Annotated in this window: 14 protein-coding genes; 13 read left to right on the top strand and 1 reads right to left on the bottom strand. The window is 40.4% G+C overall.

Annotated features, from left to right (window positions below):
• Positions 1 to 139: 139 nt before the first annotated feature.
• The 8 genes from G613_RS0102100 to G613_RS0102065 all read left to right on the top strand — a co-directional run bounded on the left by G613_RS0102100 (position 140) and on the right by G613_RS0102065 (position 15,723).
• Positions 140 to 2,284 carry a GGDEF domain-containing protein gene (locus tag G613_RS0102100; protein WP_029231077.1) on the top strand — a complete coding sequence of 715 codons (2,145 nt, stop codon included), beginning with the start codon at positions 140 to 142 and terminating at the stop codon, positions 2,282 to 2,284.
• Between the two features lie 2 nt (positions 2,285 to 2,286).
• Positions 2,287 to 4,326, top strand: a complete 2,040-nt coding sequence (locus G613_RS0102095; protein WP_029231076.1) for a hybrid sensor histidine kinase/response regulator — start codon at positions 2,287 to 2,289, stop codon at positions 4,324 to 4,326.
• A 24-nt stretch (positions 4,327 to 4,350) separates the two neighbouring features.
• A complete protein-coding gene (locus G613_RS0102090) occupies positions 4,351 to 7,803 on the top strand; it encodes a DegV family protein (protein ID WP_029231075.1) in 3,453 nt (1,150 codons plus the stop codon).
• 225 nt (positions 7,804 to 8,028) lie between these two features.
• Positions 8,029 to 10,119, top strand: coding sequence for an elongation factor G (gene fusA, locus G613_RS0102085; protein ID WP_029231074.1), 2,091 nt, complete (start codon positions 8,029 to 8,031; stop codon positions 10,117 to 10,119).
• Positions 10,120 to 10,224: 105 nt separating this feature from the next.
• Positions 10,225 to 12,171 carry an EAL domain-containing protein gene (locus G613_RS0102080; RefSeq protein WP_029231073.1) on the top strand — a complete coding sequence of 649 codons (1,947 nt, stop codon included), beginning with the start codon at positions 10,225 to 10,227 and terminating at the stop codon, positions 12,169 to 12,171.
• Positions 12,172 to 12,377: 206 nt separating this feature from the next.
• Positions 12,378 to 13,808 carry a 2-isopropylmalate synthase gene (locus tag G613_RS0102075; RefSeq protein ID WP_029231072.1) on the top strand — a complete coding sequence of 477 codons (1,431 nt, stop codon included), beginning with the start codon at positions 12,378 to 12,380 and terminating at the stop codon, positions 13,806 to 13,808.
• 10 nt (positions 13,809 to 13,818) lie between these two features.
• The gene (locus G613_RS0102070) at positions 13,819 to 14,499 is read left to right on the top strand and encodes a GntR family transcriptional regulator (protein ID WP_029231071.1); all 681 of its coding nucleotides are present in this window, start codon (positions 13,819 to 13,821) and stop codon (positions 14,497 to 14,499) included.
• 18 nt (positions 14,500 to 14,517) lie between these two features.
• Positions 14,518 to 15,723 (top strand): NADP-dependent isocitrate dehydrogenase, encoded by a 1,206-nt coding sequence (locus G613_RS0102065; protein ID WP_029231070.1) that lies wholly within the window; start codon positions 14,518 to 14,520, stop codon positions 15,721 to 15,723.
• A gap of 51 nt (positions 15,724 to 15,774) precedes the next feature.
• Here G613_RS0102065 and G613_RS0102060 read toward each other — a convergent pair whose 3' ends face one another.
• On the bottom strand, positions 15,775 to 17,757 hold the full coding sequence (locus G613_RS0102060; protein WP_029231069.1) for an ABC-F family ATP-binding cassette domain-containing protein: 1,983 nt from the start codon (positions 17,755 to 17,757) through the stop codon (positions 15,775 to 15,777).
• A 186-nt stretch (positions 17,758 to 17,943) separates the two neighbouring features.
• Between G613_RS0102060 and G613_RS0102055 the strand changes: the two genes are divergently transcribed.
• The 5 genes from G613_RS0102055 to hflC all read left to right on the top strand — a co-directional run bounded on the left by G613_RS0102055 (position 17,944) and on the right by hflC (position 23,797).
• Positions 17,944 to 19,752 (top strand): hypothetical protein, encoded by a 1,809-nt coding sequence (locus tag G613_RS0102055; protein ID WP_029231068.1) that lies wholly within the window; start codon positions 17,944 to 17,946, stop codon positions 19,750 to 19,752.
• Between the two features lie 54 nt (positions 19,753 to 19,806).
• Positions 19,807 to 20,439, top strand: a complete 633-nt coding sequence (locus G613_RS0102050) for a CPBP family glutamic-type intramembrane protease (protein WP_155828013.1) — start codon at positions 19,807 to 19,809, stop codon at positions 20,437 to 20,439.
• 42 nt (positions 20,440 to 20,481) lie between these two features.
• The gene (locus tag G613_RS0102045) at positions 20,482 to 21,846 is read left to right on the top strand and encodes an NCS2 family permease (RefSeq protein WP_242826116.1); all 1,365 of its coding nucleotides are present in this window, start codon (positions 20,482 to 20,484) and stop codon (positions 21,844 to 21,846) included.
• 94 nt (positions 21,847 to 21,940) lie between these two features.
• Positions 21,941 to 22,900 carry an FtsH protease activity modulator HflK gene (gene hflK, locus G613_RS0102040; protein ID WP_029231065.1) on the top strand — a complete coding sequence of 320 codons (960 nt, stop codon included), beginning with the start codon at positions 21,941 to 21,943 and terminating at the stop codon, positions 22,898 to 22,900.
• A 12-nt stretch (positions 22,901 to 22,912) separates the two neighbouring features.
• Positions 22,913 to 23,797: a protease modulator HflC gene (gene hflC / locus G613_RS0102035; RefSeq protein WP_029231064.1), complete on the top strand. Its 885-nt coding sequence runs from the start codon at positions 22,913 to 22,915 to the stop codon at positions 23,795 to 23,797.
• Positions 23,798 to 23,852 lie beyond the last annotated feature (55 nt).

The following is a 23,852-nucleotide window of genomic DNA, read 5'->3' as shown; positions in this document are numbered from 1 at the left end:
TGCGAAAGTCAACGCAAGAAAGCTTAATTCGTGAATGAATATTTAATATTAAAATAATAATTTAACGTAATATTGCATGTTAAAATTATGTATAGCAGAAAGTATGCATAACAAGAAGTATGCGTATAGGAGATTGAAAATGCAGGAAAGTAACAAACAGACCGGAATAAATAAAATACTGAATAGAATATTTGCGGCCGTAGTGATACTTCTTTTTGTGATTGCACTTTTCTTCTCGGATGCTTTCAGCCGCAGCTATCTGCCGGAAATGACGGATTACAATGATGAATGGCTTGATGAAAACGGCAATAGTTATAAGATTTCGTCCCTTAACGTAAAAGATCACGGTGGTAAAATTGTCCTTACCAAGAAGCTTCCGTATTACATTTTTGACGGAGATTGTCTGTGCTTTGAATCAAGAAATGTAAATATTAAGGTCATGATGGGAAAGCGCAGAATATATGATTTCAACACAGAAGAGAACATTACCGGAATGGGCTATGGAATAGCCTTTCATAATGTTGGAATCTCAAGAGAAGATGGTGGTGAAATCATCACCCTGGAGTTTGATCAGCTCATAAATAATGAGATGTCAGGTCAGCTCTTTAGAGTGTATTTAGGCAAACCTGCAGATTACATTCGAAGGTTTATTTATGACAGAGCACTTTTGGTAATTGCTTCAGTACTAATAATCTTCTTTGGACTGCTTCTTGTTATTTTGTGGCTTGGAATTCCGGATAAATCCAGACAGCCCTTTGACGTTATCGCCCTTGGAATAGCTTCATTCTGCGTGGGCATGTGGTGCCTTATCAACACCAGTGTTATTCAGCTTTTGTCTGGTCATTATTATTTCTGGCGTATCATAGGAACACTTTTGATTCCTATGATAGGATATCCTTTTGTTGTCTTTTTTGTTTCCCTGACCGTATTAAAAAAGAAAATATATAACATTCTGGCGTTTGTGGTGTCAGTGGGCGCAGAAGTGGGTATGATCCTCCTAAGATACGTGGCAAATATAGACATGATGAATTCGCTTGTGTACTTTTCTTTATTTGTGGCTGCCAGCGATCTGATCATTATGATAATATACTCGGTTGAAAACAGAATGCATTGCAAGAGTCTGGATAGGCCAACAGGGCTTAAAAACTTCGACATAGGAATAGGAATACTGATTGCACTGACAGTTTTGGATGTACTTATGTGGGGTGAAGAAAACAAGTTAGAGGATTCCTATGGCGCTTTTATGCGCTTTGGAATAGTAGTGTTCATAATTATCATGATTCTGCAGTTTGTCAGCTGGTGGACAAGAGATCAGGCGGATATGGACAGAGAGCGCTTTATCAACAGATCCTTACAGTTTTCTGCAACTTCAAGGAATCCCGTTGAGAGCATTAAGCTTTTGCTTGAATATCTGGGAAAAGAACTTCAGGCAAAGCGAACCTATATTTTTGAAGGCGAAAAAAATGGAGCAATGCAGGCTACATACGAGTGGTATGCAGACGGCCTTACTCCTATGGATCAGGAAATTGAGAGTATACCTTCCGAAAAAGAAATAGAAAAGCTGCACGAATGTATTATGACAGCAGAGAATAATTGTTTTATCATTCGGAATGCAGAAGAAATAAAGGATTTATCACCATTTATGTATTCCATGATGGAAATGGGAAATCTTTCCAATGCAGTATTTAGCCCTCTTGTGCTCGGTAATAAACCCATTGGATTTGTTGGAATAGCTGATATTCCCAAGGAATCTATAAACAATGTTTATGAGATAATGGGGGTTTTGCCCTACTTCTTTGCTCAGATGATAAATCAGCGCAAGGAGCAGGACCGAATCATATACTACAGCTACCATGATTCTTTGTCCGGAGCCAAGAATCGTACAGCCCTCAAGGAATTTATGAAGGAAAAGCTGGATGTTTCTCAAGCCTTTGGATATGTGCTTTGTGAGATAGATGATCTTAAGGAAATAAATGCTAACCTGGGCCACGACGCAGGAGATGCAATGGTGCAAAATACAGCCAAGAGTATGATGGAGGCCTTTGGAGAAGAAAATGTCTACAGATTGTCAGGGGAGAACTTTGTTGCCTTTGGCTTTGAAAATGATGAGACATATTTTGAGAATGATGTTCTTAGAGCCAAGAGGCTTTTACATGAGAGAAAGTGTCTTGCCACAGTAGCATCGGTATTTTGTTCTAACGGAGCCAATGATATCGAGGTTGTTATTAAACATACCTTTGAACTATTAGAGAATGAAAAGGTTGAACAGGACAAGGGAGTATAGTTTTGGAAGAAAATGCTCAGGAAAAAAACATGGTTCATAGTACTGCGGTCCTCATAATATCAGCACTGTGTATTGGCGCCATAGCTGAGATCGTATCCATGGGGTGGGAGTATTGGATGGCTCCTCTCATTGCCTTCGGAATCGGGGCTATGTGGTGGATGCATATTGTGCAGTATAACAAGGTTACCTACAGGGAAAACTTTTACCTTATTTTCTCTATGGTGGTCTCTTTTTACCATGGAGTTCACAACTCCAGCTTTTTTGACGTAATAGTTATTTCTACTCTTTTGATGGGTGTGGCAGCCCTTTTGGGAAGAGTGGAGTTTTTGCATTTTGTCATTATTGAGTATTTCTTTTTAATGGCAGCCCAGATCATATCTTCGATAAGAACAGGGAATTTTTCCTTTGACGCACTTAATATATCGAGAATAGCTCTTCATTTTGCAGCGGCTGTCTTTATAAATATTATTTTACGCGGACTTATTGAGAAGAATAAGGAGGCAGGTACAGAGATAGAAAAACTCAAAGGGGAAAAAGATAACTACGATAGCGACATGGAGGATTTCCTTGTAAATATTTCTCATGAGCTTAGGACTCCCCTTAATGTAATTAATGGCCTTACGGATCTGATACTAAGGAGAGAAGCAAGAGAGGATATTATCCAGATCAGAAACGCCGGCCTTCGTATGGCAGGGCAGATAGAAGATATCCAGGATTACAGTGAGATACAGCAAAATAATATAACATTGGAAAATGGCAGATATATGGTGACTTCTATTATTCATGATATTCTTGCCAACTATCATTCAATGCATATCAAGGAACACCTGGAATTTATCGTTGACCTGGATCCCAATGTCCCTGCAGTTTTAAAGGGAGATATAAGAAAAATACAGAAGATAATATCGCATCTTCTTGATAATGCCTTTAAGTTTACCAATGAAGGCGGTGCATGCCTTAGGATTTCAGCGCTGAAAAAAGAGTATGGTGTAAACCTCATAATAGAGGTTACTGATACCGGAATCGGTATGACTCAGAGAGATATAGAAAGCGTTCAGAAGGGCGTTTATCAGGCTAACAGAAAGAGAACAAGAAGCACAGGAGGTATCGGCCTTGGACTTTCCATAGTATATGGCCTTGTCAGAGCCATGAACGGCTTTGTTAAGATTGAAAGCCAGCGCGGAAAAGGTACTACTGTCAGAATCAGTATTTTCCAGGAAGTAATTGACCCAACACCATGTCTGGGAATCAGTACGGACAGGTTTGTTAATGTTGTCTTTTACGATAATCCTGAAAACCATAAGATTTCAGCTATCGGTGAAATGTACAGAAATATGGGCAAAAACCTGGCTGCAGGACTTAGAGTTAATCTGTACTTTGCAACCAGTCTTGATGATCTGAAGAAGATGATCACCAAGGGCAATGTTACCCACGTATTTATGGGATATGATGAATATTCCAAGAATAAGTCATACATTAGAAATCTTGGCCAGGGCAAGATTACTATCACTGTAATTTGCGGCAAAAACTGTCCTAAGATCACGGATTCGGGAATTGTTTCCGTTGGTAAGCCATTCCATGGACTTACAGTTGTTAAGATTCTTGATGGCAATTTATTAGAGGCAGAGGATGTACTTACCAAAGATATGAAGAAGCCTGAACTGGAGGGCGTCAGAACTCTTGTTGTTGACGACGAGCAGATGAATCTTGTGGTTGCAAGGGGATTGTTTGGAGAATACAAGATGATAGTTGATACAGCTGAAAGCGGCAAAGAGGCAATCGATAAGTACAACAAGAATGAATACGATGTTATCTTCATGGATCATATGATGCCCGGAATGGATGGAGTAGAAGCCATGAAGATATTAAGAAGCATTGCGGAAAGAGATAATAAGAAGGTTAAGATAATTGCTCTTACTGCCAATGCAGTAAGTGGTGCCAAGGAAATGTTCTTAAGTGAAGGCTTTGATGGTTTTATTTCCAAGCCTATTAACATTGTAGATTTTGAAAGAGTAATGAACCGCGTAATGGCTGATACGTAATTACAGCCATAATGGAGGTACGTTTTGATTCGAAAGCTTCTTAAAAATGTACTTGAAAGATTAAAAGACCCATCCAGGACTCTCAGAGAGAGGGTATTCATTGCCCTTACACTCTTGACTGATTTTGGCGCATTTCTTGCGCTTATAAGCAATATTATTGTGGGGGAGAATCTAGTCGAAATTGTGACTTTGATCATAACCATAATAGTTGTACCAATCATTACGATTGTATCTGTCAAAAGGAACAAGGTTCAGTCTGCGGTACGATTTATTGTAATTAGCCTTGTGGGAATCATCCTTCCTATTCTGTTTTATTTTGGAGGCGGTCTTACCGGCGGCGGATACCTTTGGATCATATTTACATATCTTTATACAGGTCTTGTTCTAAGCGGTAAGTGGAGACCTATTATGCTGGTGGTGCTTACCATTGAATCCATTATTTTCTATTTTGACAACTACCTGCATTCTGAGCGAGTAGTAGAACATGAGAGGCAGATTTTCTTCATCGATTCACTGGTTTCGGTTATCATGGTAGGAACTATCTGCTGTATCATGGTCTGGTTTGTGGAGTGGATGTTTATTGAGGAAAACAAAAGAGCCAAAGAAGAAACCCGGAAGTTTGAGGAACTCAATAAATCTCAGAACCGATTTTTTTCCAGCATGAGCCACGAAATCAGAACGCCTATCAATTCGATTCTGGGACTTAATGAGATCATCCTTCGTCAGGAAGATGCTTCAGAAGAAATCAAAAAGGACGCCGGTAATATTCAGGGAGCGGGCAAAATGCTGCTGGCTCTTGTTAATGATATCCTTGACCTGTCCAAGATTGAAGCTGGGAAAATGGATATTGTTCCGGTAAACTATAGCGTTTCTTCCTTTATTTCCGAAATTGTAAATATGCTACGGCTGAGGGCAGAGCAAAAAGGCCTGGAATTAAAAGTTGAGATAGACCCAACACTTCCCCAGGAGCTTTTTGGAGATGAGGTCAGAATCAAACAGATACTGGTAAATCTTCTTAATAATGCGGTTAAGTATACCAATGAGGGTACTGTAACACTCCATATAGAAAAAGAGGATATTAAGGACGAGAATGTAAGAATCATTTACTCTGTTTCTGATACGGGAATGGGAATTAAAGAGGATTCAATCCCTTATCTTTTTGATGCTTTCCAGAGAATTGATGAAGAAAGAAATACCAAGATTGAGGGTACCGGCCTTGGGCTTTCTATTGTTAAACAGTTGGTTGAACTGATGAATGGTGAGATTGCTGTAAACAGTGTTTACTCCCAGGGATCAACCTTTACGGTTTCCTTGTGGCAGAAGGTTAGCAATCCCGCGCCTGTAGGCGAGATCAACATTACCAGCTACGGCAGCGTGAGGGATAATAAAAGGTATGAGGCAAGCTTTTCCGCACCGGAGGCAAGGATACTTATTGTTGATGACAATGAGATGAATCTTGAGGTAGAAAGAAAACTGCTTGACGGAACAAGTATTACTGTAGACACGGTTACCAGCGGTGCTGAAGCTCTTGCCCGTACTATTGCTGTAAGATATGACATTATTTTTATGGATCACCTGATGCCTGTTATGAATGGTATCGAGTGTTTGCAGGCCATCAGAAAACAATCCGGTGGTCTTAATAACCATGTTCCGGTTATTGTTCTCACAGCTAATGCAGGAAGTGAGAATAGGGTTCTTTATAATTCCAGCGGTTTTGACGGATATCTTTTAAAACCTGTGTCAGGTACCCAGGTTGAGGAAATGATCTTAACTCATCTGCCTGAATCCAAGGTTGCTCTTAACAGGGCAGCCGTACAGAGTAAGTCTAAGCTCAACACAGCCAAGGGCTACAACAAAAAGATTCCGCTTATTATCACCACCAGTAGTATGTGCGATCTGCCTAACAGGACCCTTAAGGAATACCAGATTGATACCATTCCTTTTAAGGTCCATGCAGATGGAAAAGAGTATTACGATGGTCTTGAGGCAGATGCTGATGAAATCATCAGATACATGCAGAACGGAATGGATTTTACATCTGAGCCTCCTACAGTAGCTGAGTTTGAACAGTTTTTTGCAAAAGAGCTTAAAAAGGCTCATCAGCTTATATATATTACGGTAGCTCCCGGAATCAGTAAGGAATTTGAGAGGGCAAGACAGGCTTCCAAGGCATATGGAAATGTCTTTATATTTAATTCCGGCTATAATTCCAGTTCTACCGGTATGCTGGTTCTTCTTGCTTATAGTATGGCTAATCAGGGCATGAGCCCTGGACATATTTTGAATGCGCTGACTGAGGTAAAGAAGGATGTTCGTTGCAGCTTTGTTGCCAGTGATCCGTCAGTCCTTTATAAGAGAGGATTTATCGGCAAAAGGCTCTGTGAACTTATGCTTTCTGTAGGACTGCGTCCATTTGTTGTAGTCAAAAATGATACCTTTAAGGTTGAAAGAGTTCAGATCGGTAACAGGAATAAGAGCTACGATAAGTATGTAGACTTTGCTATTCCAAGAAAAACAGACCATGACCTTGAGGTTGTCATGGTTACTTATTCGGATGTAGCTGAGGATGCACTTGAGAGAATAGAAAAGAGAATAAGGGCAAATGCCCCGTTTAAGAACATCATTTTCCAGAAGGCTTCAGCAGCTCTTTCTGTAAGCTGTGGTCCCGGAGCTTTCGGAATTATGTACCTTGAAAAAGGAATTCATCCGTACAACCTTGAAAAGTATCTTGTTTTCCCTGAGGATCCGGTAGTGGAGGTTGTTAAAAATGCAGTAGATACTCAGAAAGTAGTAAATGAATTATCAAATGCCGGTGCTGAAACTGATAATGACAGACAGGTGAGTGCACCATCAGATAAGTGGTATGACAATATCCCCGGAATAGATTCCAAGGTCGCTATACAAAACAGCGGCTCTGAGGAGTCTTTTAAGAGCGTCCTTAAGATCTTTTATGATTCGATAGACAACAGAGAACAGGAAATTAGCGGATTCTATAATTCTGAGGATTTTGAGAATTATACGATAAAGGTTCATGCACTAAAAAGTTCAGCGAGACTAATCGGTGCATCTGCGTTGTCTAAAGCGGCAGAAGCTCTTGAAATGGCCGGAAAAGAAGGAAATATCGATTATATCAGGCAGCATCACCAGGAAACTATAGAGGAACTTAGAAGTTATAAAGAGCCTCTTTCTGCAATTTTTGCTGCAGAAGAGAAAAAAGAGGAGCCTAAAGCCGAAGAAAACGATAAAAAAGAAAAAAAGGCACCTTCGGTAAATTATAATGAGTTCCTTATAAAGAGCATGTATGATGCTATAAGAGAAGGTATCAGCCAGAATAATAATGGATACTTACAGGGGCTGTTTAAGGAAATGGAAGATTATGATCTGGGAGATCATAAGGATAGATTTGCCAGATTAAAAGCCCTCTTTGAAACCTCGGATTTAGAGGGAATGAAGGCTATACTGGAAGAAGTTCAATGACAAACGGCCTATTGTGCACGAGGAATACTTTGTGCAAAAAGCCGAAAATACTTGTACTTGGACACTATATTTAGTAAAATGTACTTATGAGAATTGTTGGGGCGAGGAGTCTATATTGTTCAAATAGCATATAATCGGCGGTAGGTTCTACTACGGCTGTATGTGCGTCTATTGTCCCTGTATTTCTCAAAAATACCCAATTTATTGCAACTGGAGGACATTGATATGAACGTTTATACGACTGACAAAATTAGAAACGTAGTGCTGCTGGGCCATGGCGGAGCAGGTAAGACAAGTCTCTCTGAGGCAATGGCTTATTTAGCAGGTATTACATCCAGAATGGGAAAAGTCGAGGATGGAAATACTCTTAGTGACTTTGATAAAGAAGAGCAGAAGAGACATATTTCAATCAGCACTTCTTCTATTCCATTAGAGTGGGATGGACACAAGATTAATCTCCTTGATACTCCTGGATTCTTTGATTTTGTCGGTGAAGTTGAGGAAGCTATGAGTGTTGCTGATGCAGCTATTATTGTTGTATCAGGTAAGGCAGGTATCGAAGTTGGTACCGAGAGAGCATGGGAATTATGTGAGAAATACAAACTGCCACGAATGGTATTTGTAGCAGACATGGATATAGATGATGTTTCCTATAGACAGGTTGTGCAGGATATGACTGACAAATACGGCAAGAAGATGGCTCCTTTCAATCTGCCTATTCGTGAAAACGAGAAGTTTGTTGGTTACGTTAATGTAATACAGGAGAAGGGCTTTAGATGGGAAGGCAAAGAGGTTGTTGAGTGCGAAGTTCCCGAATACACCCAGGCTAACCTTAAGCTCTGCAGAGATACTCTTATCGAGTCAGTTGCAGAGACATCTGAAGAATTCATGGACAGATACTTTAACGGAGATACCTTCTCAGAAGCAGAAATCAGAGCTGCTGTTCGTTCCAACGTATGTGATGGAACAATTGTACCTATCGAGATGGGTTCAAGTACTCTTTGCCAGGGTATTTATACACTTCTTGATGATATTGTTAAGTATATGCCCAGCCCAGAGAACCGTAAGATGGCTGGTATCAATACTAATACTAATGAAATCTTTGAAGCTGACTTTGACTTCTCCAAGCCAAAGACTGCTTTTGTATTCAAAACAATGATCGATCCTTTCATCGGTAAGTACTCACTTATCAAGGTTCGTTCAGGTGTCATCAAGCCTGATGATGTTATGTACATTGCCAATAAGGATACTGAGGTTAAGCTTGGTAAGCTCTATGTTCTTCAGGGCAATAAGGCTACAGAAGTTCCTGAGCTTCATGCCGGAGACCTTGGCGCTCTTCAGAAGCTTGATATTTCTACAGGTGATACACTTTCAACCAAGGCTACACCTGTACAGTACGCTAAGATGGATATTTCAACTCCTTATACTTACATGAGATATCATGCACAGAATAAGAGTGATATCGATAAGATTGCACAGTCTCTTGCTAAGCTTTGTGCTGAGGATCAGACACTTAAGGCAGTTAATGATGCAGAGAACCGTCAGACCCTGCTTTATGGTATGGGCGATATGCATCTTGAGGTTGTTCAGAGTAAGCTTGCCAATGTTTACAAGGTAGCTATCGACCTTACTAAGCCTAAGGTAGCATTTAGAGAGACTATCCGTAAGAACTCTGATGTAGAGTACAAGTACAAGAAGCAGACCGGTGGACATGGTCAGTATGGACACGTTAAGATGCGCTTTGCTCCTCTTGGTGATGTGACCAAGGCATATGAGTTTGATCAGGAAGTTGTAGGTGGTGCAGTTCCTAAGAACTTCTTCCCAGCTGTTGAAAAGGGTATTGCTGAGTCAGTTCTTCGCGGACCTTTGGCTGCTTATCCTGTAGTTGGTGTAAAGGCTACTCTTTACGATGGATCTTACCATCCTGTAGACTCATCAGAAATGGCCTTCAAGGTTGCTTCATCAAACGCTTTCAAGAAAGGCTTCATGGAAGCGACTCCTGTACTTTTAGAGCCTATCGTATCTCTTAAGGTTACAGTACCTGATACTTATACAGGTGATGTAATGGGAGATCTTAATAAGAGAAGAGGCCGTGTTCTTGGAATGAATCCTTCTCTTACAGGCAAGCAGGTTATCGAAGCTGAGGTTCCTATGATGGAACTCTTTGGATATTGTACACAGCTTCGTTCTATGACCGGTGGTAGCGGAGATTTCGAGTACGAATTCAACAGATATGAGCAGGCTCCTTCAGATGTTCAGGCCAAGGAAGTTGAGGCAAGAGCAGATAAGGTTGCTGCAGCTAATTCAGAAGAATAATATAGGGATTTATGGGGCTCCTGCAGGTTGCAGGGGCCTCTTTTTTATGCGGATAATTAATATTATTTTAATATCTGATTAACGGTTTTGTGATAATATGTAAATATGGTAGAGAATTCTTTTATTTCATATAATTATATAGGTGAACTTGCGGGGCTTATTATGGCAGGCCTTCTTTTGGTGCTGCTTGTGTACACTAAGCCCAAAAAGACATATGTTTTCAAATACATTTTCTATGGCATTATCTTTTCTGTAGCAGCGATTCTTGTGCAGATTTCCATAATTCACGTTGCAAATAATCCGGATCCTTATTTTAACAGGTATTGTTTTATGGGGCAGATACTGGTATTCCTGCTTCTTTACAATGGAATACTGTATTGTATCTTTTCCTATGTAAATATGATGTCCATAGTTAGACGTACACAGCGCAAGGAGTTTCACCTTATGTATGCTGTTCTGTCCGTTGTGTATGTTGCCGGCGTGATAATTGAAATAGCCTCCAGGAATTTCTATAGGTACGATGTGGATGGAATAGACATCTCACATTTCGTAAGGTACTACTGCGGAGCGGGGATTGTGTGCGCAATTATCTGTTTTAATGCCACACTTACCAACAGAACCAACGTTGCAAGGGTTATCTGGCATGCCGTGATAATTCTTGTTCCTGTAGACATAGTTCTTTTGGCATGTCAGATGGTAATAGTCGACAGATTCCATTCGGTATTTATGTCAATGAGTTATGTTCCTGTATTTACTATTGGATACATTCTTTTCCATTCAAATCCATATGATGAAATGACAGGAAGCCAGAACGTTTATGGGCTTATAGCTTATCTGGATAAATTTATCGGTAAGAAAAAAATGTTCATCAGTTACGTAGAACTTAAGTATCCGAATGTAGAGAGCTTTGGCGATAACGTAGATGAAATTTATATGAAGGCGGTGGCTATCTGCAGATCTTTGGAGGCAATAAGGCCCAGCTTTAAGATGTATAGGGTTTCCGAGGAAAGATATGTAAATGTAATAGAGGTTGAAGATTACAAACAGTTTTCTGTAATTATAAATAATATCAGGGGTGTCCTTGATGGAGCCAAAGCTGATATGAATGTTCCTATTAACTATATTATGATATCGGGAGAAGTACTTCCGGAGCTTGAGACGGCGACAAAGTGCAGGCAGTATTTCGAGTACCTGTCAAGGCGCTTTAAAGATCTGAATAGTAGCCATTTTTATGTTGTTAAACCTACAGACTATGATGATTTCATAGAAGAGTATGAGATTGCTGTTACACTTGAGGATATAAGAAACAGGCTTGATTATGAGGATGACAGAGTTTTAGTATATGCTCAGCCGATATATAGTGTTGAGACCGGAAGCTTCAGAGCTGCAGAGGCGCTTACAAGACTTAAGATTGGTAATAAGATCATAAGTCCTGAAAAGTTTATTCCAATCGCGGAAGAGAGTGGTACAATTCATGCAATTACCTGCATTGTTCTTGATAAGGTATGCAAAGCTATCGAACAGTTTGAGGAATTTTATGATTTTGACGCTATCTCGGTAAATGTATCTTCCAAAGAGATTTCACATGAGAATGTTTATACAGATCTTATGGAGGTCATAGAGAAGTACTATTTTGACATTTCCAAGATAAGGCTGGAAATAACAGAATCTGCTATGTTTGAGAATTATGAGACTGCCAACGAAAATATGAATTCTCTTACAAGAGCGGGTATACAGTTCTATTTGGACGATTTCGGAACAGGCTATTCTTCCTTCGAAAGAGTTATGAACTGCCCTGTAAAAACCATTAAGTTTGATAAGACTTTGTTGTATAAGTCTCTGGATGACAACCGAATGGATGATATCATGAGCTACATGATAGAAGTTTTCAAAAAAAATGGATTTATCACTTTGGTTGAGGGCGTGGAAGATGAGTCTCAGAGCCAGTATTCATTGGAAAGAGGCTTTGAGTATATCCAGGGCTACCATTACGCTAAGCCTGAGCCTCTTGAGGATATTAAGAAGTATTTCCCAAGGAAAAATAAATTCTAAATACTATATTTTGAAGTCTTTACGAGGTGAGATGATTGTATCTCACCTCTTTTTTATGGAAAATACTACATTATAAAGCATTCTTGTTTTAGTACTTTAGTGCATTGACATGGATGGTATGATTGTATACAATTATACCCAAAGAACAATTTTAACCTTGTAACAGCAACATACTTGACAAGTTTTTTGTCGCGGGGAAAGTAATCATGCAGGATAATAGTACATTCCAAAACCGGCCTGTCACCATGAATGACAAGAATAATCTGCTTCAGATCGAGGAGCATATGTATATTCTTGACGATGTTGAGAGGCCTAACGTATTTAGAAATATGTTTCCATATGAAGAGGTTCCTAAGATTCCTTTTAATGATAGAATCGTACCTCACAATATGCCCAAGGAAATCTGGATAACAGATACTACTTTTAGAGATGGTCAGCAGTCCAGAGCACCTTATACAACAGATCAGATTGTTCATATTTATGATATGTTTCACGAGCTTGGCGGACCTAATGGAATGATTCGTCAGAGCGAGTTCTTTTTATATAGTAAGAGCGATCGTGATGCTGCGTATAAATGTATGGAAAGAGGCTATAAGTTTCCTGAGGTCACAAGCTGGATAAGAGCCAGTGAAGAGGACTTCAAGCTTGTTAAGTCCATGGGGATGAAGGAAACGGGAATTTTGGTTTCCTGTTCGGATTATCATATTTTCTTAAAACTTAAGATGACAAGAAGACAGGCGCTAGAGCACTACCTTAGCGTTGTTCGTTCCTGTCTGGAGGCTGGAATCAGCCCAAGGTGCCATCTTGAGGATATAACAAGAGCAGATATTTTCGGATTTGTTGTTCCGTTCTGCTTAGAGCTTATGAAGCTTAAGGATGAGTATAAGATTCCTATTAAGGTAAGAGCTTGTGATACCATGGGATATGGTGTAAATTTCTCAGGTGCCGTTATTCCGAGAAGTGTACAGGGTATCATATACGCCATCAACACAAATGCCGGTGTTCCAAGTGAACTTATAGAGTGGCACGGACACAACGATTTCTACAAGGCGGTTACAAATTCAACAACAGCCTGGATTTATGGATGTTCATCAGTTAATACTTCCTTGTTTGGTATTGGTGAGAGAACAGGTAATACGCCACTTGAAGCCATGGTATTTGAATATGCGCAACTTAAGGGTACGTTAAATGGCATGAATACCCAGGTTATCACCGACCTTGCTGAGTATTACGAAAAGGAAATCGGATTTACGGTTCCTGCCAATACTCCGTTTGTTGGTAAGAACTTCAATGTAACAAGAGCAGGTATTCACGCAGACGGACTTCTCAAGAATGAGGAGATATACAATATCTTTGATACAGAGAAGTTCCTCAGAAGACCTCCGGTAAGTGCTGTATCAAACACCTCAGGACTTGCAGGAATTGCTCACTGGATAAATGTTCATTACAAGCTTAGAGACGAGCATATGTTATCCAAGACATCACCCCTTGTTACCAAGATAAAAGAGTGGGTCGACAGCGAGTATGCAGGCGGAAGAGTTACTGTTATGACTGATAAAGAACTTGTTCGCGAGATTGAAAAGGTCAGCAAGGAACTTGGCATTGTAGTCAAGGAAGGTGAGATTGTAAAAAAGTAAGAGGATAAAAATGGGAAATAGTGATTTAAAAGGTGAAGTTACCGATAAATATTCACTTCGAGGAAGAGTATTTAACAGAATCAGAGAAGACATCCTTAACGGTAAGTACAAGGATCACGAGGAGCTTAAGGAAGTTGCAATCGGACAGGAACTTGGAGTGTCCAGAACTCCTGTAAGAGAAGCCTTCAGACAGCTTGAACTTGAGGGCCTTATTCAGATCATACCTAATAAGGGAGCTTATGTTACCGGTATTAAGGTCAAGGATATCAAAGATATCTATATGATCAGATCAAAACTGGAAGGTCTTTGCGCGAGATGGGCCTGTGAGAATATCACCAAGGAACAGCTTGAGGAGATGGAAGAGGTTATCTATCTGGCTGAGTTCCATGCTGCAAGGGGACATATGGAACAGATGGCTGAGCTTGATAACAGATTCCACACAATAATGTATGAGGCTTGCAATTCCAAGATGCTTGAGCATTTGCTCAAGGATTACCACAGCTATGTATGGAGAGTAAGACAAAAGACACTTTCCAGTAACAGAGGTGCTGTGTCTAACGTAGAGCACAAGTTTATCATGGAAGCAATTAAGGAAAATAACCCGGATAAAGCAGAAGAGCTTGCCAACCAGCATATGATCAACGCATATGAGAACATGGTCGACAAGGGACTTCTTGATATGTACGAGTAACACTTATAGGAGGATGGAATGGAGAAAATTAAGATGACAACTCCCATCGTTGAGATGGATGGGGATGAGATGACAAGGGTTTTATGGCAGCTTATCAAGGACAAGCTGATTTTACCTTTTGTTGATCTTAAAAGTGAGTATTATGATCTTGGTCTCAAGCATAGAGATGAGACAGATGATCAGGTTACAGTAGACAGTGCCAATGCAACCCTTAAATACGGAGTTGCCGTAAAGTGTGCCACAATCACTCCTAATGATGAGAGAGTTAAGGAATACAGCCTTAAGAAGATGTATAAGAGCCCTAACGGCACTATCAGAGCAATTCTTGATGGAACTGTTTTCCGTACACCTATTATGGTAAAGGGCATCGAGCCTAATGTCAGAACCTGGGAAAGCCCAATTACTCTTGCAAGACATGCGTATGGCGATGTTTACAAGAATGTAGAGATAAGAGTTCCGGGCCCAGGTAAGGCTGAGCTTGTATTTACAGGCGAGGATGGAACAGAAATCAGAGAGACTATTCACGAATTTAAAGAGCCCGGAATTATTCAGGGTATGCACAATAAGGATGCTTCTATAGAGAGCTTTGCAAGAGCCTGCTTTAAGTATGCTCTTTCCGAGAAAAAAGAGCTCTGGCTTGGAACCAAGGACACTATCAGTAAGACCTATGACAGAAGATTCAGAGATATCTTTGATGAAATCTATGAAAAGGAATTCAAAAAGGATTTTGAAGCTGCAGGAATTACTTATTTCTACACACTTATTGATGACGCAGTAGCCCGTGTTATGAAGTCTAAAGGTGGATTTATCTGGGCCTGCAAGAACTATGACGGCGATGTAATGAGCGATATGGTATCATCAGCATTTGGTTCACTTGCCATGATGACATCAGTACTTGTATCACCTACAGGTGTTTACGAGTATGAGGCTGCTCATGGAACTGTTCAGAGACATTATTACAAGTACCTTAAGGGAGAACCTACATCAACTAACCCTGTAGCTACAATTTTTGCCTGGACAGGTGCCCTTCGTAAGAGAGGAGAGCTTGATGGAATTTCTGAGCTCATGACCTTTGCAGATAACCTTGAGAAGGCAACTTTATCAGTAATCGAGTCAGGACGTATGACCGGAGACCTTGCTCTTATTACCAGTCTTCCTAATCCTATTAAGCTTGGATCAGAAGAGTTCCTTGATGCGATTGCAGCTGAACTTGAGAAAATGTAATATTTTGAATAAAAAAGGATGCGCTTTGTGCGCATCCTTTTGCGTTTCAAGTTATAGATTTTCAAGATCGGAAGATAATTGCTCCCACTCATCAAACAAGGTAGCAAGCTTATCCTGAAGCTCTGTCTGTTCGTCTGTGAGCTTTCGCAGCTTGGCAAGGTCTGTGCCGATAGAAGGATCTGCAAGAAGCTCATTGATTTCAGAGTCCCTGGCTTCAAGCTTAGCTATATCGTCTTCACACTTTTTAAGAGAATTCTCAAGTTTTCTTTTCTTGGCTTGGAGTTCTTTCTGGGCTTTCCAATCCAGTGCCGAAGAATTATCACTAGGAGCTTGAACCTGAGGGGCAGCCGGAGTGCCATATTTATAGCTGCCATCGGCAAGAGAAGCATTGCCTACGTTGCCGGATACACCAAACAGGCGATTCATCTGTTCATCTACATGTTCAATATAGTAATCATAGTTACCAATGTAATTAACAAAGGTTCCGTGAGTCAGATCAAGGATTCTTGTGGCAGTTCTGTTGATGAAGTAACGGTCGTGGCTTACATACAGAACGGTTCCAGTGTAGCCTGAAATTGCTGTTTCCAAAATCTCTTTAGATGTAATGTCCAGGTGGTTGGTTGGCTCATCAAGAATCAGGAAGTTTGCATCGGAGAGCATAAGCTTAGCCAGTGATACACGGCCCTTTTCACCACCGGAAAGATCTCCGATACGCTTAAATACATCATCCCCGGTAAAAAGGAATGCTGCCAGAGTATTTCTGATCTCGGTGTTATTCATGTTGGGATAGGCATCTGAAATCTCTTCAAACAAGGTTTTCTCGTCATGAAGAACATGGTGCTCCTGATCGTAGTAGCCGATATGGACCTTGACTCCAAGGTCAATTTCCCCGCCATCAAGGCTTTCAACGCCGTTAATTATCTTTAGAAGAGTGGTTTTACCGGTTCCGTTGTCACCGATAATAGCAACGTGTTCACCCTTTTTGATTTCAAAGTTAAGACCGCTAAAGAGCTTCTCGTTTCCAAAGGATTTGGATAATCCCGTCGCAGTCAAAACGTCATTTCCACTTTCACAGGAAGGGGTAAGACTTATTTTCATGCGGTCATCGATAGTAATGGGCTTATCCAACACTTCGATTTTATCAAGCATTTTTTCACGGCTCTCGGCACGCTTTATGGATTTTTCTCTGTTAAAGGATTTAAGCTTGGCTATAACTTCTTCCTGGTGCTTGATCTCGGCCTGCTGTTTGATATAGGCGTTCCATTGTGTGGCACGAAGCTGCTCTTTTTTAACAGCGTAAGCACTGTAGTTTCCGGTAAAGGATGTAACCTTGGTATTTTCTACTTCGATTATCTTTCCGGCTATTTTATCAAGGAAATATCTGTCATGAGATACGATCAGCACAGCACCCTTATAGTTGAGAAGATAGTTTTCAAGCCATCTGATTGAGTTCATATCAAGATGGTTAGTGGGCTCGTCCAGGATAATAAGGTCTGGCTTCTGCAAAAGAAGCTTTCCGAGGGCAACTCTTGTTTTCTGGCCTCCGGAGAGAGTGCTGATTTTCTTGCCCAGCTCTTCATCCAAAAAGCCAAGACCCTTGGCAACACCGGTAACTTCACTTTGCCAGGCGTAGCCTGACATGCGCTGAAACTCATCCTGCATTCTGGTGTACTTATCCATAAGGGCTTCCAGTTCGCCCCCCTGTACATGCTTCATGTTTTCTTCAGCAAGTCGGATGTTTCGCTCAAGTTCGATGACGTCTTTTTTAACTTCCACAAGTTCATCATAAATTGTGTTTTCTGAATCAATATTCTGGTTCTGTGCAAGATATCCCCAGGTGACATCCTTGGAAAAGGTCACATCTCCGTCATCTGCAGATAGTTCACCGATAATAATCTTTATAAGAGTTGTCTTTCCGGCGCCGTTGATACCGACAATGGCAGCTTTTTCATCTTTTTCCATATGAAATGAAGCACCACGCAATATATCCTTGCCGTCAAATGTTTTATTAATGTTATGTACAGAAAGAATCATTTTGGATCAATCTCCCAAATATATCTATATTAAAAAGCTATAAGCTGCAACAAGTTATGCGACAACACATTTTAGCATGTAAATGACAATCTGTAAAAGAAGCAGAATGTTTGCATAAAATGTGATATATTGGGGAGTGAAGATTATGAAATGGTTCTAAAATTCTAGGCTTTTGAGGGAGATTTTATGGAATACGTTGTAGTCGTACTATTTTCAGCAGCGGTTTTTGCCGCAGTTATTTTATACCTGGCACTTAATCAGGACCAGAGAGAAAAATGGCTGGGATTTACGTTCTTTATTTCATCCATAGGCGGAATCTGTATTTATGGAACCGCCCATGCTTTTGAAGCTACAAACCTGATTGCGGCAATCTTTGAAACTGTGGTAGATGTGGGCAGAATGTTTGCCGGTATCAATAATGTTGGCGCCTTTGAAAAAATGGTTGGCGCCGATTCCAAATGGATGATTCCATTTTGGATTGTTCACTTCCTTGCATACTATTCTTTGGCCAGTGCCATTATTATGGCGGTTGCCAAGGGAATGCTCAAAAAGATCAGAACATTCTTTTTGCATATTAATGATGTGGAGCTTATTTATGGAATAACAGAAAACTCTCTGACATATGGACGAAATCTTTCCGGAAACGACCATACATCCATTGTTTACGTAGGTACTAACGCCAATGGAAAAGAGACACAGATCAGCCAGATGGGTGGGCTGTTATTTGCTGACAGTAAGGCTCTTAATCCTGATGTCAGTTTTCTTCACAGACTTTCTGTAAAGCGTGGAAAGAGCAAGTTCAGACTCTGTGCGCTTTCCAATAATATTGATGAGAATCTGGACTATGCCGTTAAGGTGCTGAGAGCTTTGGAAAAGGCCAAGGTCAGACCTGAACAGACAGAGGTTATTCTCTACGGCTATGAGGAGCATAACGGTGACATGCTTCAGGCAATCGGAGACAGATATGGCTATGGAACTGTCAGAGTCTTTGATAAGGCAGAACTTTTGGCAAGACTTCTTATGCAGAAATATCCTATATGCGACGCAATCTCTTTTGATGAGAAGGGAAAGGCTACCTGTGATACCAATGTTCTGCTGATCGGATTTGGCAGAAAGGGTCAGGAGCTTCTTGAAAAGATAATAATAAACGGTCAGTTTGAAGGAAGTAACTTTAAGGTGAAGGTTTTTGATTCACATGGCCGTAATACAGATGGTTTCTTTAGGGCAAGATTTAGTACACTTCTTGATAACTATGATATTTCTTTTGAAAATGCCGATGGAAGAAGTAGGGAGCTGGCGTTATATCTTGAGGAAAATATTGAAAAACTCAGATATATAGCTGTTACTGTGGGAGACGACAGAATGGGCAGAGAAATTGCCATGAATATTCTGGAGTTTATGAGGACTAGAGGCATAAATCTTCCTGTTTATCAGTGCTGCAGTGATTGCATTGCCAAGTTTGAAGTGGGTAAACTAGTGGAAAGATATAGTTTGTTTGATGCCAATATTCTTTACACCGGAACAATGGATGATCTCGCCAAAAAGCTCAACCATTACTACATGAATAACAGCGCTTCCCCCAAGAAGAACTGGGCTGATTGCAGCTATTTTGACAGAATGAGCTCAAGAGCTTCAGCTGACTATCAGGCCGCTCTTCAAAAAAGACTTGGTGTCTGTAATGGACAGGAACTGCCTGGGGAGGTGCTTGAGAATCTGGCTAAGTCCGAACATCTTAGATGGAATGCCTTTTACTATGCTTCAGGTTACACCAAAATGGACATGGAAACCTTCAAAAAGAGAGCAAGTCAGGCTAAAGAAAATTCTAAGTTAAGACCTTCCAAGGATACTGAAAAAAAGCGCCATATATGCCTTGTAACCTGGGAAGAACTTGATGAGATATCAGAATGTGAGAGCTCTTTATCGGGAAAAGAAGTAGATTATAAGCAAAAAGACCGTAACAATGTGCTTGTTATCAAAGGACTTCTTGAAAAATAAGTGGCCTACTTATATAATAAATGGGGTGTGGATTCACATTAAAAGGAGCTTACTTTGAAACGTTTATATATACCTCTAGTTTGGGAACTGCTTTTTGTCATTTCGACAATAATAATGCCAATGCAGGCGTTCCACCTGTTTTTTGTGTTTTACCTTGGCTTGCTGATTTATTTCTACTATTTTCACAAGCAGTTTTCATTCCGCAAATTTGCGCGCAATCTGACTAGGATAAAGAGATTCTGGCTTCCGGTTGCTCTGACTTTTATCGGACTTATGCTTGCCAATGACATCAAGAATAAGTTGATTTTGCCGAATTTTGCTACAGTCAGAGATGGTACAGTCAGTATCATAACTCGTAACGATATTCTACCAACGTTTTTCTATGCACTTATGATGATAGTAATGAAGCCTGTTGCTGAGGAGTTGTTCTTCAGAAAGGCCATTATATCTTTTGGCAGCAAGAAAAGAGTATTTGTACTTACTCTTATAAGCCTTATCTTGTGTTCAGTGACAAGGGCTCATGGATTTTTGGGGATTGCCGAATGGATGCTTATGGCTATTCCGGTAACTGTAGCTTATGTGGTTACAAGGAATATCTATATATCTGTGATGGCACATGTGGCCTTTGAGTTTTACGATAATATTTATTCTATTGTTTATGCTATTGGCAGAATCTTAAACAGATAAAGCCGGTAATATAAATAAAAAACACAAGGAGATGAAAAAGAAATGTTGGAGAAGTGTTTCAAACTCAAGGAGCATGGTACGACTGTCAAACAGGAGATTATTGCAGGTCTTACCACGTTCCTGACCATGGCGTACATTCTTGCCGTAAATCCTAATATTCTTAGTGCTTCCGGTATGAATGCGAACGCTGTCTTTGTTGCTACAGCAATCGCATCAGCTATAGCAACTTTTTTAATGGCTTTTCTAGCCAATTACCCAATCGGTCTTTCTGCAGGACTGGGCCTTAATGCGTATTTTGCTTACACTGTATGTTTGGGAGAACTTGCAGGTGAGGAGGATCCATTCAAGATCGCTCTTGCAGCAGTATTTGTAGAGGGTATTATCTTTATTCTCTTATCAGCTTTCAAGTTCAGAGAGCAGATAATCAATGGTATTCCACAGAACCTTAAATTTGGTATTTCAGCCGGTATCGGTGTATTCGTAGCTTTTATCGGTATGCAGAATGCAGGCATCATTATTGCCAATGATTCAACTATTGTAGGACTTGGTGATTTCTCTGACCTCAATATGCTTCTTGCACTTTTTGGTCTTATTCTTATTTCTGCGCTTGTTTACCACAAGGTTACCGGAGGCGTTCTTATAGGCATTCTTGTTACCTGGGTACTTGGAATGATACTGCAGGCTGTTGGAATCTATACTCCTGCAGAGGGAACAAGCCTTTTCCCTGATTTTTCTCAGGGACTTCAGCTTGGAGCTATTTCTCAGACTGCGTTTAAGCTGAACTTTGGTTGGGCAGCTGACCATATAATTCGTTTCATCGCTATCGTGTTCAGTTTCCTTTATGTAGATCTTTTTGACACAGTAGGTACAGTAGTAGGTATTGCTGACAAGGCAGGACTTCTTGATGAGGATGGCAACCTTCCAAGAGTAGGAAAAGTATTCTTTGCTGATGCAGCAGGAACTACCTGCGGTGCTCTTCTTGGTACATCAACCATCACCAGCTTTGTAGAGTCAGGTGCAGGTGTCGCTGCCGGCGGTAGGACCGGACTTACAGCTTTAACTACTGGAGTTATGTTCCTTGTATCATTAGTACTTAGCCCTGTATTTTTGGCTATCCCTTCATTTGCAACAGCTCCTGCTCTTATCTATGTAGGAATGCTTATGGTATTTAGTATTTCAAAGGTTAAGTTTGATGATGGAGACCTTGCTGATTCAGTAGGTGCTTACCTTGCTCTTATTATGATGCCTCTTTCATATTCAATTGCTACAGGTATCATGTTCGCTATTATTGGCTGGTTCGTGATCAAGATTATTGAAGGTAAGATCAAAGAGATCAGCCCTATCATGTGGGCAGTAGATATTCTATTCGTGCTGCGAATTATAGCTCTTATGACAGATTTCCAGTAAATCCTATTGGAAACAATTAAATACATGATATAATTAAGCCGGTTGCTGAGTTCATTTCAGCAACCGGTATATTATTTTAATGAGGAGAAAAAGTATGTTTGGTAAAAACGGAAGAACGCAAAATACTCACGGTTACAAAGAGTATAAAGCAAAATTCAGCCCTAAGCTTATCATAGCTATTATCGTGGCAATAGTTGCTTTGACTTGTGTGGGTGAAAGTTTCTATTCTGTCAAAGAGCAGGAACAGGCAGTACTTACAATGTTTGGAAAGGTCCTTAGAGTTGATACTGCCGGACTCTATTTCAAGATTCCATTTATTCAGGATGTTCATACTATTGATATGACAACTCATGGTATCGGAATTGGCTATTACATAAAGGATGGTCAGAATATCACAGTTGACGACGAGGGAGTTATGATCACCTCTGACTTTAACTTTGTTGATATCGACTTCTATCTTGAGTACAAGGTTAGTGATCCTGTAGCTTTCTATTACAATTCATCCAACCCTGAAGCTATCATGAAGAATATGGCTCTTGCCTGCATCAGAAATACAGTAGTTAACTATACTGTTGATGATGTTATTACAACGGCTAAGGGACAGATTCAGGCTGAGGTAAAAGAAAAACTTCAGAGCGAGCTTACTAACAGCGGTATCGGTATGATGGTAGTCAACCTCTCTGTTCAGGATGCTGAGCCACCTACACAGGAAATTGTTCAGGCATTTAAGTCTGTAGAAACAGCCAAGCAGGGTAAGGATACTGCTGTAAATAATGCCAAGAAGTATCAGAGCGAAGAGCTTCCTAAGGCTGAGGCTGACGCAGATAAGATTGTTCAGGATGCAGAGGCTTACAAGCAGGCAAGAATCGCAGAAGCAGAAGGTCAGGTTGCCAGATTTAATGAGATGTATGAGCAGTACAAGCTCCAGCCCTATATTACCAAGAAGAGATTATTCTATGAGACCATGGAAGAAGTTCTTCCTGATCTTAAGGTCATAATCACCGATGGAAATACTCAGCAGATGCTGCCTTTAGACAGCTTTAGCGGTAACTAATGGAGGGCTGACATGGAAAAGAAAAGATTTGGAATTGGAAAGACAATAATCATTATATTATTAGTTGCAGCTGCTTTTCTGATCGGCTCATCAATGTATGTAGTTCATCAGAACGAGTATGTGGCAGTTAGAAGATTTGGTAAGATTGTAACGATTGCTTCAGAGCCCGGACTGCATTTTAAGACTCCTTTTATCGAGGATACTCAGTCAATCAGCGGCAAAATCATTATTTATGATATTCCTGAATCTGATGTTATCACCAAGGATAAGAAGTCTATGATAACTGATACTTACGTATTATGGAGAGTATCAGATCCTCTCAAGTACATTCAGACTCTTAATGCTGTAAGTGCAAGAGCAGATGAGAGAATTGAGGCTTCTGTATATAACGCTACCAAGAATGCTATATCATCAATGACTCAGGATGAAGTTATTGAGGCAAGAGGTGAGGCTCTCACAAAACTCATAACAGATGAAGCAAACTCAGATATGGCCGGATATGGTATTTCCATTATCCAGGCACAGATCAAAGCTCTTGATCTTCCTGACGACAACAAGCAGGCAGTATACGAGAGAATGATCTCTGAGCGTAATAACATTGCAGCTTCCTATACAGCTCAGGGTGAGGCGGAAGCTCAGAAGATTCACAATGAGACTGACAAGCAGGTTGCTATTGTTAAGGCGCAGGCTCAGAAGAGCGCAGCAGTTCTTGAAGCAGAAGGCGAAGCTGCTTACATGGAAACTTTATCTAAGGCCTATGATACAGAGGAGAAGGCTGAGTTCTACAGCTATATCAGAGGCCTTGACACTCTCAAGGAATCTCTTAAGGGTGAAAAGACAATAATTCTGGACAAGAATTCAGAGCTTGCACAGATACTGTATGGAAACTTTAATTGAACACTATCTTTGATTGACATATTGGGTGAAAATGTGCTTTAATGGTTTAAACTGT

Source organism: Butyrivibrio sp. VCB2006, from assembly GCF_000420945.1.
Lineage (GTDB): Bacteria > Bacillota > Clostridia > Lachnospirales > Lachnospiraceae > Butyrivibrio.
The sequence above is the reverse complement of the archived record's forward strand: the minus strand, read 5'-3'. Positions and strand labels throughout refer to the sequence as shown.

Bases quoted from the DNA above. Each gene is read 5' to 3' on its own strand.
- G613_RS0102060 (WP_029231069.1), bottom strand. From the start codon at position 17,757: ATGATTCTTTCTGTACATAACATTAATAAAACATTTGACGGCAAGGAT.
- G613_RS0102080 (WP_029231073.1), top strand. From the start codon at position 10,225: ATGGTAGAGAATTCTTTTATTTCATATAATTATATAGGTGAACTTGCG.
- hflK (WP_029231065.1), top strand. From the start codon at position 21,941: ATGTTTGGTAAAAACGGAAGAACGCAAAATACTCACGGTTACAAAGAG.
- fusA (WP_029231074.1), top strand. From the start codon at position 8,029: ATGAACGTTTATACGACTGACAAAATTAGAAACGTAGTGCTGCTGGGC.
- G613_RS0102075 (WP_029231072.1), top strand. From the start codon at position 12,378: ATGCAGGATAATAGTACATTCCAAAACCGGCCTGTCACCATGAATGAC.
- G613_RS0102100 (WP_029231077.1), top strand. From the start codon at position 140: ATGCAGGAAAGTAACAAACAGACCGGAATAAATAAAATACTGAATAGA.
- hflC (WP_029231064.1), top strand. From the start codon at position 22,913: ATGGAAAAGAAAAGATTTGGAATTGGAAAGACAATAATCATTATATTA.
- G613_RS0102070 (WP_029231071.1), top strand. From the start codon at position 13,819: ATGGGAAATAGTGATTTAAAAGGTGAAGTTACCGATAAATATTCACTT.
- G613_RS0102045 (WP_242826116.1), top strand. From the start codon at position 20,482: ATGTTGGAGAAGTGTTTCAAACTCAAGGAGCATGGTACGACTGTCAAA.
- G613_RS0102055 (WP_029231068.1), top strand. From the start codon at position 17,944: ATGGAATACGTTGTAGTCGTACTATTTTCAGCAGCGGTTTTTGCCGCA.
- G613_RS0102065 (WP_029231070.1), top strand. From the start codon at position 14,518: ATGGAGAAAATTAAGATGACAACTCCCATCGTTGAGATGGATGGGGAT.